At 64.0% G+C, this 16,881-nt stretch carries 11 protein-coding genes; 1 reads left to right on the forward strand and 10 read right to left on the reverse strand.

The annotated features are described in order from the left end of the window. Positions 1-40: 40 nt before the first annotated feature. From lpdA to ACOYYX_RS15370, 10 genes are all read right to left on the reverse strand, one after another. Positions 41-1,426 carry a dihydrolipoyl dehydrogenase gene (gene lpdA / locus ACOYYX_RS15325; protein WP_422930780.1) on the reverse strand — a complete coding sequence of 462 codons (1,386 nt, stop codon included), beginning with the start codon at positions 1,424-1,426 and terminating at the stop codon, positions 41-43. Positions 1,427-1,639: 213 nt separating this feature from the next. Next, positions 1,640-2,932 carry a dihydrolipoamide acetyltransferase family protein gene (locus ACOYYX_RS15330; protein ID WP_422930781.1) on the reverse strand — a complete coding sequence of 431 codons (1,293 nt, stop codon included), beginning with the start codon at positions 2,930-2,932 and terminating at the stop codon, positions 1,640-1,642. Positions 2,933-3,099: 167 nt separating this feature from the next. Next, positions 3,100-4,080 (reverse strand): pyruvate dehydrogenase complex E1 component subunit beta, encoded by a 981-nt coding sequence (locus ACOYYX_RS15335; protein WP_422930782.1) that lies wholly within the window; start codon positions 4,078-4,080, stop codon positions 3,100-3,102. A gap of 2 nt (positions 4,081-4,082) precedes the next feature. Next, a complete protein-coding gene (gene pdhA, locus ACOYYX_RS15340) occupies positions 4,083-5,093 on the reverse strand; it encodes a pyruvate dehydrogenase (acetyl-transferring) E1 component subunit alpha (protein WP_422930783.1) in 1,011 nt (336 codons plus the stop codon). Between the two features lie 518 nt (positions 5,094-5,611). Further along, on the reverse strand, positions 5,612-8,413 hold the full coding sequence (gene acnA, locus ACOYYX_RS15345; protein WP_422930784.1) for an aconitate hydratase AcnA: 2,802 nt from the start codon (positions 8,411-8,413) through the stop codon (positions 5,612-5,614). Between the two features lie 247 nt (positions 8,414-8,660). After that, the gene (locus ACOYYX_RS15350; RefSeq protein WP_422930785.1) at positions 8,661-9,509 is read right to left on the reverse strand and encodes a menaquinone biosynthesis family protein; all 849 of its coding nucleotides are present in this window, start codon (positions 9,507-9,509) and stop codon (positions 8,661-8,663) included. Positions 9,510-9,844: 335 nt separating this feature from the next. Further along, a complete protein-coding gene (locus ACOYYX_RS15355) occupies positions 9,845-11,344 on the reverse strand; it encodes a hypothetical protein (RefSeq protein ID WP_422930786.1) in 1,500 nt (499 codons plus the stop codon). Then, a complete protein-coding gene (locus ACOYYX_RS15360) occupies positions 11,341-13,803 on the reverse strand; it encodes a hypothetical protein (RefSeq protein WP_422930787.1) in 2,463 nt (820 codons plus the stop codon). The genes ACOYYX_RS15355 and ACOYYX_RS15360 overlap by 4 nt, the downstream gene beginning before the upstream one ends. A 261-nt stretch (positions 13,804-14,064) precedes the next feature. Further along, positions 14,065-14,961, reverse strand: a complete 897-nt coding sequence (locus ACOYYX_RS15365) for an ABC transporter ATP-binding protein (RefSeq protein WP_422930788.1) — start codon at positions 14,959-14,961, stop codon at positions 14,065-14,067. Positions 14,962-15,536: 575 nt separating this feature from the next. Beyond that, positions 15,537-16,007 (reverse strand): hypothetical protein, encoded by a 471-nt coding sequence (locus tag ACOYYX_RS15370; protein WP_422930789.1) that lies wholly within the window; start codon positions 16,005-16,007, stop codon positions 15,537-15,539. A gap of 232 nt (positions 16,008-16,239) precedes the next feature. On the opposite strand from ACOYYX_RS15370, the gene ACOYYX_RS15375 reads away from it, so the two are divergent. Further along, positions 16,240-16,839: an anthranilate synthase component II gene (locus ACOYYX_RS15375; RefSeq protein ID WP_422930790.1), complete on the forward strand. Its 600-nt coding sequence runs from the start codon at positions 16,240-16,242 to the stop codon at positions 16,837-16,839. The last annotated feature ends 42 nt before the right edge of the window (positions 16,840-16,881 follow it).

Here is a 16,881-nt window from a genome sequence, read left to right on the forward strand (position 1 = left end):
GAGGGCCGCCGAGTTGCATTGATGAAGGTGGATGTCCGAATCAGATATGGACCGACTCGCCGAGGCCTTGCCCTGCGGCTTCCATCACCGCCTCGGAGAAGGTCGGGTGCGGGTGCATGGCATGATAGATCTCTTCCTCGGTCGCCTCGAGCTTCTTGGCCATGACCAGCTCGGCGATGAGCTCGGTGGCCTGGGAGCCGAGGAGGTGGGCGCCGAGGAGTTCGCCGTGCTTGGCGTCGAAGACGAGTTTCACGAAGCCTTCCGTCTCGTCGGCGGCGAGGGCTCGGCCGCTGGCGATGAACGGGAACTTACCGATCCGGACTTCGTGCCCGGCTTCCTTGGCCGCCTTCTCCGTCAGGCCGACGCTGGCTACGCCCGGATCCGTGTAGGTGCAGCCCGGGATCGTCGTGTAGTCGACGGTCCGGTCGGCGTGGCCGCAGAGGCGCTCGATGCAGCAGATCGCCTCGTGGTGGGCGACGTGGGCGAGCCAGGGGGGGCCGATGATGTCGCCCACGGCGTAGATGCCGGGGACGCTCGTCACGTAGCCCTTCTTGGGGTCGGCCTTGATGTGGTTCTTGACCAGCTCGACCTTCACGCTGTCGGCGAAGAGGTTCTCGACGTTGCCCGTGACGCCGATCGAGACGAGCATGGTCTCGGCTTCAATCGTCTTCGGGCCTTGCGGGGTCTCGACCTCAAGCTTGATGCCGTCGGCGGTCTTCGTGACCTTGCCCGTCTTGGAGCCGACGTGGATGGTCATCCCGCGCTTGGTGAGGCTGTTGAGCAGCCCCTTTGAGACCTCCTCATCCTCGCCGGGGAGGATGCGGTCCATCATCTCGATCAGCGTGACCTTGGTCCCGAGCGCATTGTAGAAATACCCGAATTCGAGGCCGATCGGGCCGCCGCCGATGATGATCATCGACTTGGGCTGCTTCGTCAGGCTCATCGCCTCCTTGTAGGAGATGATGGTCTTACCGTCGAAGTCAGCGCCAGGCAAGGGGCGGGCGCGGACGCCCGTCGCGATCACGATCGACTCGGCCGTGACCTTCTCGCTCCCGACTTGCACTGTGTTCGGGCCGACAACCTTGGCCACGCCAAACTTGGACGCCACCTTGTATTTGCGGAAGAGCCCCTCGACCCCCTTGTTCAGCTTGGCGGCGACGCCCCGGCTCCGCTCGATCATCTTGGCGAAGTCCCAGGTCGGTTCGCCGCTGTAGCCGAAGGCCTGGCCGTGATTCTTGACCAGCTCCACGAAGTGGGCATTGGTCAGCAGGGCCTTGGTCGGGATGCAGCCCCAGTTGAGGCAGATCCCGCCCAGCTTGTCACGCTCGACGCACAGCACGCGTTTCCCAAGCTGCCCGGCACGGATTGCCCCCGCATATCCCGCCGGGCCGCCACCTATCACCACAATGTCGTAGTCGTAAGCCATGGGAACTTTCGTGTCGGGGACGTAGAAACGAGAGAATCGCCCTGGCCTGTCGCCGTGAGGCCGGGCGATGGAAGGGGTATCCCCTTCGAAGTCTCGAGGAGTTCGGGTCCGAAGCCAGCCTGAGACGAAGGCGGGCGAGGGACGAACTCGTCCCCCTGCCCTTCCCTCGGCGTGACAGACCGGGCCCAATTGGCCGAGTTCGACGTTGAGGTATTATAGGAGCATCGAGGCGGGTTCTTCGAGCAGGCCCTTGAGAGTACGGAGGAACTCGGCTGCCAGGGCCCCGTCCACGGCACGATGGTCGGCGGTCAGGGTAACCGTCATGATCGTGCCGATGGTCAGAGAGTCACCCACGACGACCGGGCGCTTCTCCGCCGCGGCGACGGCGAGGATCGCCACCTCGGGCAGGTTCAGGATCGCGTCGAACTGGCGGACGCCGTACATCCCGAGGTTGCTGATCGTGAAGGTGCCGCCCGAGAGCTGCTCCGGCGAGAGCTTGCCCGACCGGGCCGCCTCGACCAACGCTTCGCTCCCCTGGCGAATCTCACGCAGGCCGAGCGTGTCGGCGTTGCGGAGGACCGGGACGATCAGGCCACCATCCAGGGCGACGGCGATGCCGACGTTGACCTCGCCGTGGCGCACAATCGCGTCAGGCTCGTACGAGGCGTTCACCCCTGGGTGCTTGCGGAGCGAGAGGGCGACGGCCTTCGTCACGAAGTCGCCCAGCGAGAGCTTGATCTTGGCGGAGGCGAGCTGCTTGTTGAGCTGCTCGCGGATGGCCACGATCGAGTCGACGCGGATGTCGACCGTGACGTGGATCTCGGGGGCCACCTTCTTGGCCTCGACCATGCGCTGGGCGATGGTCTTGCGCATCCTGGTGTGCGGGATGCGTTCGGTCGCGACCGAGCGGCCGGGGGCCGAGGCGGCGGCGGGAGCGGCCGCGGGCGCCTTGCCACGATTCTGGACGAACTGCTCGACGTCGCTCCGGACCACGCGCCCGTTCGGGCCGCTGCCGCGAATCGAACCGATGTCGACCTGCGAGGCCGCCGCGACCTTGCGGGCCAGCGGGCTGGCCTTCACCCGGCCGCCGTGCGATTCGGGGGCTTCCTCGGTGTCGGTGACGGTGGTGGAGCCCGACGATTCCTGGCCGTTGGAGCCTGCGGCGTGCGAGCCCTCGCTCTTCTTGGCCGGGGCTTCCTCAGCGGCGGGGCTGCTCTTCGCGCCCGACTTGCCGCCGAGCTTCTCGGCGACCTGCTTGGGATCCTCCCCCTTCTTGGCCAACACGAGCACGCGGTCGCCGAGCTTGACCTCGTCGCCGACGGCGATGTCGATGATGGCGACCACGCCGTCATCGTACGCCTTCATGGGCATCGTGGCCTTATCCGTCTCGACCTCGGCGAGGGTGTCGCCTTCCTTGATTTGATCGCCGACCTTGACCATCCACTGGGCCAGGACCCCGCTTTCCATGGTCGGACTGAGCTTGGGCATCGTCACTTCGATCGGCACGAGCAAGTCTCCCGCGGCAGCCGCCGTCGTCTCTGGTCGAACTCGGGGTATATGGAAGGGTGGTCCGTTCGGCAAAACGCCGGAGGGGCGGGGATCCGTTGCGGATACCCACCCTCCGGACTCGACCCATCGTGATTATTGAGAGGCGTGAAAGGGAGAGGTCCCGATCACTTCTTGTACAGCACGTCCTTGACGGAAGCCAGAATCCGCTCGACCGACGGCAGCATCGACGCTTCCATCGCCCGGTTGTACGGGATCGGGGCATCCTTGGCGGCCACGCGACGAATCGGGGCGTCCAGCTCGTCGAAGGCGACCTGCATGATCCGGTCGGAGATCCCGGCACCTAGCCCGCAGTAGGGCCAATCTTCTTCAATGATCACGGCGCGGTGCGTCTTGACCACCGAGGTGATCAGGGTGTCGAGATCGAGCGGGCGGATCGTCCGGAGGTCGATGACTTCCGCATCAATCCCCTCTTCGGCGAGCTTCTCGGCGGCGGCCAAGGTCGTCTTGAGGGAGCGGGAATACGTGATCAGGGTCACGTCATTCCCCGGCCGCTTGATGTCGGCCTTGCCGATGGGGACGATGTGCTCCCCTTCGGGGACCTCCCCCTTGTCGCCGTACAGGTTCTCGTGCTCGATGAAGACGACCGGGTCATCAGACCGGATCGCGCTCTTGAGGAGACCCTTGGCGTCGGCCGGGGTGCCCGGCATGACGACGGTGAGGCCCGGAATCTGGGCGTACCAGGCTTCGAGGCGGTGCGAGTGGGTGGCGGCGAGGCAGCCGGCCATCCCCGAACTGCCCCGGAAGACGATGGGCACGGCGAACTGGCCGCCGCTCATGTAGCGGACGTTGGCGGCGTTGTTGACGATCTGGTCGATCGCCACCAGGCTGAAGCTGAAGGTCATGAACTCGACGATCGGCCGCAGCCCGACCATGGCCGCGCCGATGCCCATCCCCGCGAAGCCTTCTTCGGAGATCGGGGTGTCGATCACTCGCTTCGGCCCGAAGCGTTTGAGCATCCCCTGGCTGACCTTGTAAGCACCGTCGTACTCGGCCACTTCTTCGCCCATGAGGAAGACGCGTTCGTCGCGTTCCATTTCCTCGGACATGGCCTGATTGAGCGCTTCGCGAAAGGCTAGGACGGGCATGATCACTCCTGCGGGATGAAGGGGGCCACGGTCACGTCCTCGTAGACGGCCTCGAGGGGCGGCTGTTCGCTCTGCTCGGCGAACTCGATGCTCTCCTCGATCTCCTGCTTGACCTCTTCGGTGAAGCGTTCGATCGTCTCGTCATCGATCCAACCGCGGTCTTTCAGGACGTTCATATAAACGACGATCGGGTCTTTCTGATGCGCCTCGTCGAGTTCTTCCTTGAGGCGATATTTACCCGGATCGCTGATCGAGTGGCCCTTGAAGCGGTACGTCTTGGCGTCGATGAAGCTCGGGCCTTCGCCGGCGCGCGCACGGTTGACGGCCTCGCGCGTCGTCTTGGCCATCAGCTCGATGTCGTTGCCATTGATCGAGTAGCCCGGGATGCCGTAGGCGGTGGCACCGCGAATGGTGAGGTCGAGAAGGGCCGACGAGCGGGCCAGCGACGTCCCCATCGCGTACTGGTTGTTCTCGACGATGTAGATGACCGGCAGCTTCCACATGGCGGCCATGTTCAGGGTCTCGTGGAAGACACCCTGATTGATGGCACCATCGCCGAAATAGCAGAGGCAGACCTGGTCTCCGCCCTTGTATTTGACCGCCATGGCGACGCCCGCCGCCAGGGCGATATGGCTGCCGACGATCGCGTGGCCGCCGAGGAAGCCCTTCTCGGCGTCGAAGAAGTGCATCGAGCCGCCCTTGCCCTTGGAGCAGCCCGTCACCTTGCCGAGGAGCTCGGCCATGCCCGGCTTGGCGTCCATTCCGCGGGCGATCGCGTGACCATGGTCACGATACGCGGTGATGACGTAATCATCTTCGCGGAGCACGCCGATGGAGCCGACCGCGACCGGTTCCTGTCCGCTGTACTGATGGAAGAAGCCGCCGATCTTCTGCTTCTGGTACATCATCTCCGCCCGTTCTTCGAACCGGCGGATCACCATCATTTGCCGCAGCCAACCAATCGCCTGGTTTCGCGTAACGACCGGCTTGGCTTCGGTCTGAACTTGCGACATATCGTGCGACTCCTGAATAGTTCCGGGGCCGGGCGGTTGCCGGGGAACATCGCGGACCGGCGCGGCAACAGGGGATTGGATCGGTTCAGAGGCGCGGCCATCGATGTTCACGGGCCGCGAGCTTTTCGAGGAGCCCGGGAGCCACTGGCCTGATGCCATGGTCCTGAAAAACCTGGCGATCCCTGTGAACATCCGTGTCATCTCGGATCAGATCAACGGTCGGCGGAGAGGGGGAATTTCGATGAACTCCTTCGACCGGCGTATCTTACCTAACGTTTGGGATTTCGGGCCAGGGAGGCTCGAAAAGTAATCCGGTGATCAGCGAAAGACCGGCACGTCTCTCTCAAACCAAGTCTATGACGGAAAACCAGTTCGGTGCAATTTTCGGGAAATATTACCGAACCAGGTGGGTTCGGATAATGTCCGGCTGGCAAGCCCCGGCGGAGTGATGTCCCGCGAGAGGGCCGACGACCGCAACGAATCACGGTCGTCGGGAAGTTGCCTCGACACGGGAGCGATCACCGCTTCGAGAGCAATTGCCGGAGTACGTACGGCAAGATACCGCCGTGTTCATAGTAGCGGATCTCTTGCGGTGTGTCGATCCGTACGGTTGCATTGAAGCGATGAATCACGCCATCGGCCCGCTCGGCCACCACGGTGACTTCGCGGCCTCCCGAGAAGCTTGAGGCGATCCCTTCGGCCAGCCCTTCAATTGTGAAGAGTTCTTCACCCGTCAGGCCGAGGCTCTCGACGTTATCGCCCGCGCCGAACTGCAAGGGGAGGATGCCCATGCCGACGAGGTTCGAGCGGTGGATACGCTCGTAGCTCTCGGCGATGACGGCACGGATGCCCAGCAACTTCGGCCCCTTGGCCGCCCAGTCGCGCGATGACCCGGAGCCGTACTCCTTGCCTGCCAGGATGATCAGAGGGACGCCAGCGGCGATGTAACGCTCGGAGGCCTCGAAGATCGAGGTCACGTCGCCATCGGGCAGGAAGCGGGTCACGCCACCCTCTGTGCCCGGGGCGAGCTTGTTGCGGAGCCGGATGTTGGCGAAGGTGCCGCGGACCATGACTTCGTGGTTGCCTCGGCGCGAGCCGTAGGAGTTGAAGTCGGCCACGTCGACGCCGTGCTCGGTGAGGTAGCGGCCCGCCGGGCTCTGGACCTTGATCGAGCCTGCCGGCGAGATGTGGTCGGTCGTGATGCTGTCGCCGAGGACGGCGAGGGCACGCGCCCCCTTGATCTCGGAGACGGGCGGCGGATCCTGGGGCATGCCGATGAAGTAAGGCGGATTCTTGACGTACGTGGAATGGTCATCCCACGCGTAGCCGTCTCCCTTGGGCACCGAGAGCGAGTTCCAGCGCTCGTCGCCCTTGAAGACCTCACCGTACTCCGACTCGTACATCTCGGACCGGACCGATTTCAGGATCGTGTCCGAGACCTCTTTCTGGGTCGGCCAGATATCCTTGAGGTAGACCGGCTGGCCCTGCTGATCATGGCCGATCGGGTCGGACGTGAGGTCGATGTCCATCGTGCCCGCGAGGGCGTAGGCGACAACCAGGGGAGGCGAGGCGAGGTAGTTCGCCTTCACGTCGGAGTTGATCCGGCCTTCGAAGTTCCGGTTGCCCGAGAGGACCGAGACCGTCACCAGGTCGTCGTCGTGGATCGCCTTGGAAATCTCGAGCGAGAGCGGGCCCGAGTTGCCGATGCAGGTCGTGCAGCCGTAGCCGACGAGGTTGAAACGGAGCTTGTCGAGGTACGTGTCGAGGCCCGCGTCCTTGAGATAGTCAGTGACGACCTTGGAGCCGGGGGCGAGGCTGGCCTTGACCCAGGGCTTGGTGGACAGGCCCTTCTCGACGGCCTTCTTCGCGAGGATGCCGGCGGCGATCATCACCGACGGATTCGAGGTGTTGGTGCAACTTGTGATCGCGGCGATGACCACCGAGCCATTCCCGATATAGCCGCCACGCAGGGGGCGATACGCGGCCGCCGGGGCCGTCGGGTCCTCGACGCCAACCGCCGTGCCGCCGCCACCTTCGCCTTCGAGCCGGGATTCGCTCTTGGGGTCCGCCGGAGTCGTCGCCTTCTTGGGGGCGTTGGACTCGACCATGACCTTGAGCGCCTTCTCGAACGACGCCTTGGCGTCGCGCAGCGAGACCCGGTCCTGGGGTCGCTTGGGTCCAGCCAGGCTCGGCTCGACGGTCGAGAGGTCCAGTTCTAGCGTGTCGGAGTAGATCGGCTCGGTCGACCCTGGGACGAAGAAGAGCCCCTGCTCCTTGGCGTAGGCCTCGACCAGCTTGATCAGGGACTCGGGACGGCCCGAGAGCTTGAGGTAGTGCAGGGTCTCTTCGTCGATGGGGAAGATACCGCAGGTCGCCCCGTACTCGGGCGCCATGTTGGCGATGGTGGCCCGGTCGGCCAGGGGCAGGCTTGCCAAACCATCACCGTAGTATTCGACAAACTTGCCGACAACACCCTTGCGGCGGAGCATCTCAGTGACGGTCAGGACCAAGTCGGTCGCCGTCGCCCCTTCTTTCAGGGCGCCGGTGAACTTGAAGCCGACGACCTGCGGCACGAGCATCGAGACGGGCTGGCCGAGCATGGCGGCCTCGGCCTCGATGCCGCCGACGCCCCATCCGAGTACGCCGAGGCCATTGATCATGGTCGTGTGCGAGTCGGTGCCGACGAGCGTATCGGGATAAGCGAGGGGTACGGACTGGGCCGCGTCCGAGTCGACGTCGGTCGTGGTGAAGACGACGCGCGCCAGATACTCAAGGTTGACCTGGTGCACGATGCCGGTGTCGGGGGGCACGACGCGGAAGTTCTTGAAGGCATCCTGGCCCCAACGCAGGAAGGCGTAGCGCTCGCCGTTCCGCTCGAATTCGAGCTCGGCGTTGGTCAGGAAGGCCTGAGGCGTGCCAGCCTCGTCAACCTGGACAGAGTGGTCGATGACGAGCTCGACGGGCTGGAGCGGGTTGATCTTCTTGGGGTCCCCCCCCATCCGGATCATGGCGTCTCGCATGGCCGCGAGGTCTACGACGGCCGGCACACCCGTGAAGTCCTGGAGGAGGACGCGGCTCGGTCGGAAGGCGATCTCTCGCGAGGGGATCGCCTTGGCGTCCCAGTTCGCCAGGCCTTTGATGTCGTCGACGGTCACCGTGTTCCCGTCTTCATTCCGCAGGAGGTTTTCCAGCAGGATCTTCAACGAAAAGGGGAGTCGGGAGATGTCGAGTCCCGCCGACTCGAGGGCGCCAAGCTTGTGGATCTGGAAGGACTGCTCGCCGACCTTGATGGTCGTGAGGGAATTAAAGCTGTTGGGCATCGATTCTTAAACCTTGGACCGAGGTTTTGCAGCGCCTGCGGGAGAAGGGGGGTTCGGAGCGTCGGTCCTATCATCCGACGCAAGCACTTCGGTTTCAACCTACCGCCAGGAGCGATCTACGCCGGTCGCTCCATTCGAACCCCGCCCTTGCTCTTGCCTACGAGCGACGGAAAAACCTCGGGGCCGTTGAAAACTTCGGTCGATTCCCCGGCATCCTTGAGGATGAGAGGTCCTTCCGCACTCGCTCTTAACCAACGAATTGTACGTCGATGGGCCCGGGGACCAGGCCGGCCTCCGCGGCACGCGTGAGCAAGGTACGGACCGCCTCGCGTCCCTTCGGGCCGTAGTCGACCGTCCAGTCGTTCACGTACATGCCAACGAAGCGATCGGCCAGGGCCGGGTCGAGGTCGCGGGCGTACTTCAAGGCGTAGTCGAGGGCCTCCTGGCGATTCTCGAGGGCATAGACGATGCTCCCCTTGATCAGCCGGGCGACCTCGAGGACCGTCTCCTCGCCCAGGTCCTTGCGGACGACGTTGCCGCCGAGCGGCAGCGGCAGGCCCGTCTGCTCGAACCACCACTGGCCGAGGTCGACGACCTTGTGCAGGCCCTTGTCGCCGTAGTAGAGCTGCCCTTCGTGGATGATGAGCCCGGCCTCGGCGCGGCCTTCGGCCACGGCGGGGAGGATCTGGTCGAATGGCATCACCTCCACCTTCACGTCCTTGCCGAGGCAGAGTTGGAGCGTGAGGTAGGCCGTCGTCAGGGTGCCCGGGATGGCGATCGTGCGACTCTTCATGTCCTCGAGCGTCAGCGGCTCGCGGGTGATGATCGTGGGGCCGTATTTGTCGCCCATGCTCGAGCCGGAGGCGAGCAAGGCGTAGCGGTCGGTGAGGTGGGCGAAGGCGTGGATGCTGACCGCCGAGATCTCGAGCTCGCCGTTCAGCGCCCGACGATTCAACGTTTCGATATCTTCGAGTTGGTGGACGAAGCGGAGCCCGCCGGTGTCGATCTTGTCGTGCGTGAGCGCGTAGAACATGAACGCGTCGTCGGAGTCGGGGCTGTGTCCGACTCGAAGCGTGCGGCCGGCGGTGAGTGTCATGGCTAATCGGGTTCCTGCCCAGAAAGAGGCCGGCGACGCAGGCGACTCGACCTGCGACGGCCCGCGAACTTGTCTCGAGTCCTCGGCGGAGGACCTTGCGGGAGGACGGCACTCAGTCGGGCCGTCAACCACCCGCGTCGACGGGGACCTCGGTCGATCCCCGGCAAAACGCCATTCTCAGCAGGAGTCCGCCTCATTTGCAATGGCAATGACTCTCCCGTGGTACGCCTCCGACGTCGGCGAGGTTCTACGAACTCGGAAATGGAACGTCCCGACCTACCCCTCTCGGGATGGGCCGGGACGTTGATTGACAGCAATATCGAAGGCTCAAGCCCTTACTTGGCCGTCGCCGGGGTTGTCGGGGCGGTCGGGGCCGGAGTCGCCGCCGGGCCCCCAGCAGGCGGGGCCGTGACGGGCTTCGTCGTGGGCGGGCCGTTGTCCCTGGACGAGGTCCCGAGCATCTCGATGGCATCGAACGGGTCGACGGTGTTGTCGGCCTCGGCGCCCTTGAGCAAGTCCTTGAACGGGAAGTCGGCCGGCTGGCTCTCGCCGAGTTGGCGGAGCGATCGGATGTATCGCTTGACGATCAAGCCGGTGTCTTTCTTGTTGAAATCGTCGTTGCGATAATCCTTGTGCTCCTGGAGCAGCTTGTCCCAGATGGCCAGGCCATCGCGGAACTTCTCGGAGGCCTTCGCGGGGTCGCCGCTCTTGTAAGCGATCGTCCCTTCGTAGAAGAGCTGGCGGGCCTGGACGCCTTCGTTGGTCATCTCGGCCATCGACCGGTCTTTCCAGTACCGGTAGTTCATCTGGTCGCCCCAGCGGCTCGTCCAGTACTTCTGGTTGTCGCTGAGCTTCTCGTACCGCTTCGGATCCGTCTCGTCGTCGATCTGAATCGGCTCTTTCGTGTCCTTGCCGTTGACCTTGACGACGTTGTGGGAGTCGAACGTGTAGCGCCCGAACTTGACCCACTCGGCCAGGGCCTTAGCCCACTCGTTCTTCGCGACTTCGCCGAAGGTGGCGGGGATGTCCTGCATGCTCATCTTCTCAAGGGCCGCCGCATAGCGCGTCTGGGCATGGGCGGGCATCGAGCGGAAGGCGAGGTCACCGGGACGACCCTTGCGCTGGGGGACCGGGTCGACGTAGTCGAGATTGGATTCCGTCCCCGTCGCCGTCCGGCTCGCACCTTCATCGACGAGGGCCACCGCACGGCTGAACCAGCCGAACCCGAGCTTGAAGTTGTCATTGCCGACGACGACGGTGCGCTGGGGGTCGGTGTAGTCGGTGTAGGTCTTGAAGGTCTCATCCGCGTCGTCCCGGAAGAGGCGACGGAGGATGATGCTCTCGTCCGAGAAGCCGAGCTTGTGGTAGTAGGTCCAGGCGGTGTCCCAGATCAAGTCGGGAGACTTGCGATTGTTCTTCACGCCGTCCTGGAGGAACTGGATCCCCTTCTTGATCCAGTCATACTTGTCTTCGGGGGCGTCCCACTCGACCGAGACGTTGTAGGCCAGGTTCCAGCCCTGGAACGTCCAGACCGAGAGGAAGTGGGGCTGGAGCTTGGTGATGAGGTCGACGGTCGCCTTCATCCGGTCCCAGTCCTGCTCGCGTTTCAGCTCTTCGGCCCGCGTCCAGAGGACGTTCGCGGCGACGCCGCGGGCCCCCCCGAGGAGGGCGAGCTTGAGCATGAAGCTGCCGGTATCCACCTGTCCGATGGCGGCTTCGCCAAGGTCTCGACGTCGCTTCTGCTCGTTGAGCCAGTTGGTGTACGGGATCATGCCGCCGAAGATGGCGACGATGATCAAGCCGTAGATGATCTTGCGAAGGTTATTCGACCTCATGCGGCCACCTCACGATTCTTCAAGATGAAGTATCCGGCGATGGAGAAAGGCAAGGCGTAGGCGAGGGCCAGGAGGAAGTTTGACCCGAGCAAGCCCCACTGCACCTCGAAGCCGTCGGCGACGGTGTTGCTGACGTCGAGCGCCGAGAAGTTCGGCACGACGTAGACGAGTCGGGACATCACGGGCATCACGATCGAGTCGAACGTCTTCGCGGTGACGACGGCGAGCGTCGGCGCCAGGTCGGACATCTGATTGTCGTGGGTGAGGAGTCGGATCAAGGATTCGAACGGCCCGCCGCCCTGGAGGCTCTGGAGCGTGAATTGAAGCAGGAACGCGAAGGCCACCTGGCCTGCGATGAAGAAGGCGATGGTGGTCAAAAGAGCCACCGGCCAACTCAGGAAGGTGCCGGCGAACACGCCGATGGCCGTGAGGACCATGGCCTGCAGCCAGACGCCGAAGAGTCCCTTCATGTAGTTCGTGCCGAAGTTACCCGCGCGAGCCAGGATATAGAGGTCGCTCTCGGCCATGCCCAGGTACTGGGTCGGGCTCAAGCAGCGGATCTCGACCTTCAAGCCTCCCATCGATCCGGCGAGGAGCCTCGCGGGGATCGAGTGCTGATTCGTGTAATACTCGCGAATCGCGAAGGTGTTCTGATAGGGCTTCTCGCCGCTGTTCGGGTTGGTCACGACGATTTCGGCGTAGACCGGCTCCCCGATGCGGCCCTTCGTCGTCCGGTAGATGTTGAAGGTCATTTCGAGGGGGATGCGGGGCGTGTGCATCGCCTCGGCCTGGCGGAGGAGGCCTTCGGCCTCTTCCTTCTTGCCCGCCTTGGACGAGTCGGCGGCCTTGGTCCTCAGGGCCTTCTCGTCGGATTCGAGCTTGGCGTAATCGGCTTCCGCACCCTTGAGTTCTTCGCGGTTGCGGGCGATCGTGGCGCTGAGGCGGCTGGCCTCGGTCGGGGTCAGCTTGCCCCCCGCCTGCTTCCGCTCGGCCTCGGCGATCTGGACGCGAAGCTCGAGCACTCGATTGAGAACGCCTTCGATGGTCCCCGCGACGAGCAGCCGATCCACGGGGATCCGGCGGTCGAGGAGCACTTGCTGGTTCGGATACCAGGGGTCGCGGACGATGCCGAATCGCCATGTCGCCGTGGCGGGCGTACCGCCTTCGATGTGGCTGCGCGGTTCCCGCATCGACTGATCCTGGCCGACGTCGATGCCGCGGACGTGGAAGTTGCCGCGCGAGTCGAGGAAGCTCAAGGAACCGTGAATCGGTTCGCGGGCCGACATGCGAGAGCGAAGCTGATTGGCCTCGTCGCGGAGGTGGCGGGCCTGGCGATCATGCTTCAGGTCGGCTTCCTTCTGGGCCTGCTGTTCGGTCGCGACGATGGCACCGGTGTAGATCGTTCGCCAGAGGTAGGCGAGGCTGATGCCGCCGAAGAGCACGATCAAGACCGTGACCATGGCCATGTAGCCCAGCATCCGGCCCCAGATCAGCTCAATGCGGCGGACCGGCTTGGAGACGACCGTGTAGATCGTCTGCTGCTGGATGTCGGTCGGCAGGCTGAGCGGCGTCAGGATCGTGATCATCACGGTCAAGAGCAGCGAGCAGAGCAGCGACAGGGTTCCGACGTAGAGTCGGCCCATTTCCGCGGCACGAGGCGGCACCAGGAACCAGTGCGTGAACGCGAGGACGACGAGGAAGACCGTCAGGACGACCCAGGGGGCCCACATCCGGCGGTTGGCCTCGGTGATCGTCAGCCTTGCGATCGAGTAGAGGCGACGCCAGCGGACGTTGATGACCTCGACGAGCACCGCACAGATGATTCGGAAGAGGACGACGAAGCCCATGTACGTCGCGCTGAAGCGGGCGCCGAAGATCACCCCTTCCTGCCAGGGCGAGTGTGCCGTCCCGGGCTCTAGGGGCTGGCTGAGGCTGGCCTGCTGCAGCCCAACACCGAGCCCAAGGCCGAGGGCCAGGCCCGCGTGAACGCCGAAGAGGACGAGCAGGTCGGCGGCGTTGCCGAGCTTGCGGATCGTCTTCCAGAGGGCGACCTCGGTCCAGATCAGCAGGATGGCGCCGGAGATGCCGCCGAGCAGCGTCACGGCCGGGATCCCGCCGAGCTTGTAAATCTTGGGTGGCGTGCTGGTGGCCTGGAGCACCTGGACGACGAGGGCGACCACGCCGAGCGCGAGGCCGGCGAGGGCGGCGAAATCGAGCAGGCTGGCCCGCGTGCCGGTCCGTTCCTTGAGCGAGGCCGAGACCCAGGAGACGATCCATCCCAGCAGGCTCATCAGGCTGAGAACCTTGAGCCAGAAGAGGACGGCCCCGAACAGGCCCGGCGAAGTCATCGTCGGCTCGCCGAAGAAGAGGAGCCAACGGATCGTGGTCTGGAGCGACTTGGGGACCCCAGGCATGACCGCCTGCGACCAAATCAATGTGATGAATGAGAGCGCGGACATTGCGGCGGAAACTCCTCAGGAGTGTTACGAAGTCCTGGGTCGGGCCGTCGGATGAAGTAATCGAGCGATGATGCCCGAACTCGAGGCTCACGGATGCTGGCGAAGACGCGATATGGCTGCAGGCGCCGGCCGAGGCCCGGCCTCGATCTCGGCAGATTGCCATCGGTCAACGATCTTGGAGCCCGTCCGTGCAGCCCTCGTCGCCTTCGAGAGGGAGATGATCCCGCCCCGGGGCGACGAAGGTCTCGGATCAAGGCATGATCAGGACTTCGTGACGGCTTCCGCCACGCGACGACGACCGGGGTGCTGGTCGCTCTCGCGGACGATGCGGAGGAAGAGTTCTTCGAGGGTGGTCGTCGGGTGATCGACGGCCAGGAGCTCGCCGTTGTGGCGGGCGATGACCTGGCGGATCTCCTGCAGGGCGGCCTCGGAGAGGTCCTTCGTCTTGATCTGGGTGACGTCCTGGACGGTCAGCAGGTCGGAGACCTTGCCGAGCTCCTTAAGCTCACCGCGGTGCAGGATCGCGATGCGGTCGCAGATGTCCTGCATGTCGGCGAGGAGGTGGCCCGAGAGGACGATCGTCTTGCCCTGGGCGCGGAGGTCGCGGATCAATTCCTTGATCTCGGCGGTACCGATCGGGTCGAGGCCCGAGGTCGGCTCGTCGAGGAGGATCAACTCGGGGTTATTGATCAGGGCCTGGGCGAGGCCGATGCGGCGCTGCATACCCTTGGAGTATTCGCGGAGCTGACGGTGCTTGGCGGCGTTCAGGCCGACCATGTCGATGAGCTGGCCCACGCGTTTGGTGCGCTCGGCGGCCGAGAGCTTGAAGAGCCGGCCGTAGAAGTGCAGGGTCTCTTCAGCGTTCAGGAACTTGTACAGGTACGACTCTTCCGGCAGGTAACCGATGCGCTCGTTCTTGGCGACGTTGTTGGTCGGCTCGCCGAAGATGAAGGCGTCGCCGGCCGAGGGGAAGAGCAGGCCGAGGAGCAGCTTGATGGAGGTCGTCTTGCCGGAGCCGTTGGGTCCCAGAACCCCGAAGATCTCTCCCCGATAGACCTGAAGGTCGAGCGCCTTGAGCGCCTGCACCTTGGGGCGTCCCCAGAAGTCGCGATAAACCTTGGTCAGGTTGCGTGTCTCGATAATGACTTCACGGCTCATCAGGAAGGCGCCTTGTGCAAGGACGATTGAGAAATCGAGGGAAGTAGTTCTGACGATGAACCACCCGATTCGCCGGCAGATGGCCTCGGCGGTCTCGTGACACCGGCCCGAAATAAGACGAATAAAGGAAACCGGCGTGCCGCACGAGCATTTCGCTACCAAGAAGTCGCCGGCCGCGGAGCTAGCACCGCCGGTGCTACGAACCTACGGGTTGCAAGGTTCGAAAGGTCGCCAAAGAATTTCGCGGAAGACCCGGAAAAGCGACCCGCCACCGCCCCGATCGAAGGCGTCGGGGCTTGCCCGAGGTCCAGACCGAGGAAGGGTTATGGTAAAGGACGGGAAGGCAGGTTGGCAAGTGCGAGAACCATCCTCAACCACCCAAAACCATCGAGAAGTTTTCGAGTGGAATCCATGACAGGGCGATCATGCGAGCATGGCACGAACCTCGGCCTTATGAAGGCGCCGATCGGGCGGATTTGAAAGCTCGAGGACAAAAAAAGGCCCCTTCCGATCGGAACGGGAGGGGCCTTTTTGGCTTCACGTCGACGAGTCGACTGGATCCGCTCACATTCGGATCAAGGAGTCAGGCCGCTCGCTCCGGAGTTGATCGGTGACGCCTCGACCCGACCGGTGAACGGCCGGAATGGCACCCGAGACCCGGTGCCGAGCGTCTCGTTGTACGGATGCACCGGCGTATTGGCGGATCCGAGGGGCGGACCGCCCGCAGGATGATCTCCGCCGCAATTTGTATATGTGACGTAACGCTGGCCGCGAGTCATGTAGGGGTTGTAATAGTTCGGCGGGAACATCTGTTCCACGGGCATCGCGAAATGCCGCGGGAAGTAATATTCGGAGGTGCGGTTCGCGCCGAGAGGGACCCATGTGCTGTAGTCGAACCAACCGTAGCCATCGGGATTACCGTTGGGGAAACCCCAGCCATAGCCGGGGCCGTCCGGCAGGAAGCGGGGAATGGACGACTGCTGAAAATGACCGGACGTGGCACTGACGGCCATTGCCACGGTCATCGAGACGATCATGGACGTCATTCTCGGGGCCTCCCTGACATGATCAAGAAGAGGAACACTCGTAGATGACGGAGGAAATCCCGGAGCGCCTGACGTTCGCTCGGCTGCGACCTCCGTACAGTACGAGAAACTCTACTCGCGCCACGACCGCCGTGCCGGTTTCGCGAGCGGATTCCCTTCCGATTGCGCCGAAAACCGGTTAGGATCCGAAGGTAATGGCAAGGCCGAGACGCAACGCTGACCTGGGTTCGCTATGATCGTTTTGATCGATAATTACGACTCGTTCACCTATAACCTGGTCCAACGGCTCGGCGAGATCGATCCGGGCATCGACCTGCGCGTGGTCCGCAACGACCAGATCTCGCTCGACGAGATCGAGGCGAGCCACCCGTCCCACCTGATCATCTCGCCGGGGCCTTGCACCCCGCTCGAGGCCGGGATCTCGAATGAGGTCGTCCAGAGGTTTGCCCCCCAGATCCCCCTGCTGGGCGTCTGCCTCGGCCACCAGTGCATCGGGCACACCTTCGGAGCCAATGTGGTCCGGGCCGATCGGATCATGCACGGCAAGACCTCGCTGATCCACCACGACAACAAGGGCGTCTACCGCGGCCTGCCGAACCCCTTCGAGGCCACGCGTTACCACAGCCTGGTCATCCAACCGGGCACGCTGCCCCCCGAGCTCGAGGTCGTCGCCTGGACGGACGAGAACGAGATCATGGGGGTCCGCCACAAGACCTACCCGCTCGAAGGGGTCCAGTATCACCCCGAGAGTTTCCTCACCCTCGCCGGGACGCAGTTGCTCAAGAACTTCATCACCCAATCCTTCGAGCCGGCGAAGAAGCAGGCCGTCTGACCTCGGCCCGGACCTTTCGGATCGCTTGCAAGGAGAATCGTG

The organism is Singulisphaera chitinilytica, from assembly GCF_049331405.1.
Taxonomy (GTDB): Bacteria; Planctomycetota; Planctomycetia; order Isosphaerales; family Isosphaeraceae; genus PoT.

Bases quoted from the DNA above. Each gene is read 5' to 3' on its own strand.
- ACOYYX_RS15365 (WP_422930788.1), bottom strand. From the start codon at position 14,961: ATGAGCCGTGAAGTCATTATCGAGACACGCAACCTGACCAAGGTTTAT.
- ACOYYX_RS15360 (WP_422930787.1), bottom strand. From the start codon at position 13,803: ATGTCCGCGCTCTCATTCATCACATTGATTTGGTCGCAGGCGGTCATG.
- acnA (WP_422930784.1), bottom strand. From the start codon at position 8,413: ATGCCCAACAGCTTTAATTCCCTCACGACCATCAAGGTCGGCGAGCAG.
- ACOYYX_RS15350 (WP_422930785.1), bottom strand. From the start codon at position 9,509: ATGACACTCACCGCCGGCCGCACGCTTCGAGTCGGACACAGCCCCGAC.
- lpdA (WP_422930780.1), bottom strand. From the start codon at position 1,426: ATGGCTTACGACTACGACATTGTGGTGATAGGTGGCGGCCCGGCGGGA.
- ACOYYX_RS15370 (WP_422930789.1), bottom strand. From the start codon at position 16,007: ATGACGTCCATGATCGTCTCGATGACCGTGGCAATGGCCGTCAGTGCC.
- ACOYYX_RS15335 (WP_422930782.1), bottom strand. From the start codon at position 4,080: ATGCCCGTCCTAGCCTTTCGCGAAGCGCTCAATCAGGCCATGTCCGAG.
- ACOYYX_RS15375 (WP_422930790.1), top strand. From the start codon at position 16,240: ATGATCGTTTTGATCGATAATTACGACTCGTTCACCTATAACCTGGTC.
- ACOYYX_RS15355 (WP_422930786.1), bottom strand. From the start codon at position 11,344: ATGAGGTCGAATAACCTTCGCAAGATCATCTACGGCTTGATCATCGTC.
- pdhA (WP_422930783.1), bottom strand. From the start codon at position 5,093: ATGTCGCAAGTTCAGACCGAAGCCAAGCCGGTCGTTACGCGAAACCAG.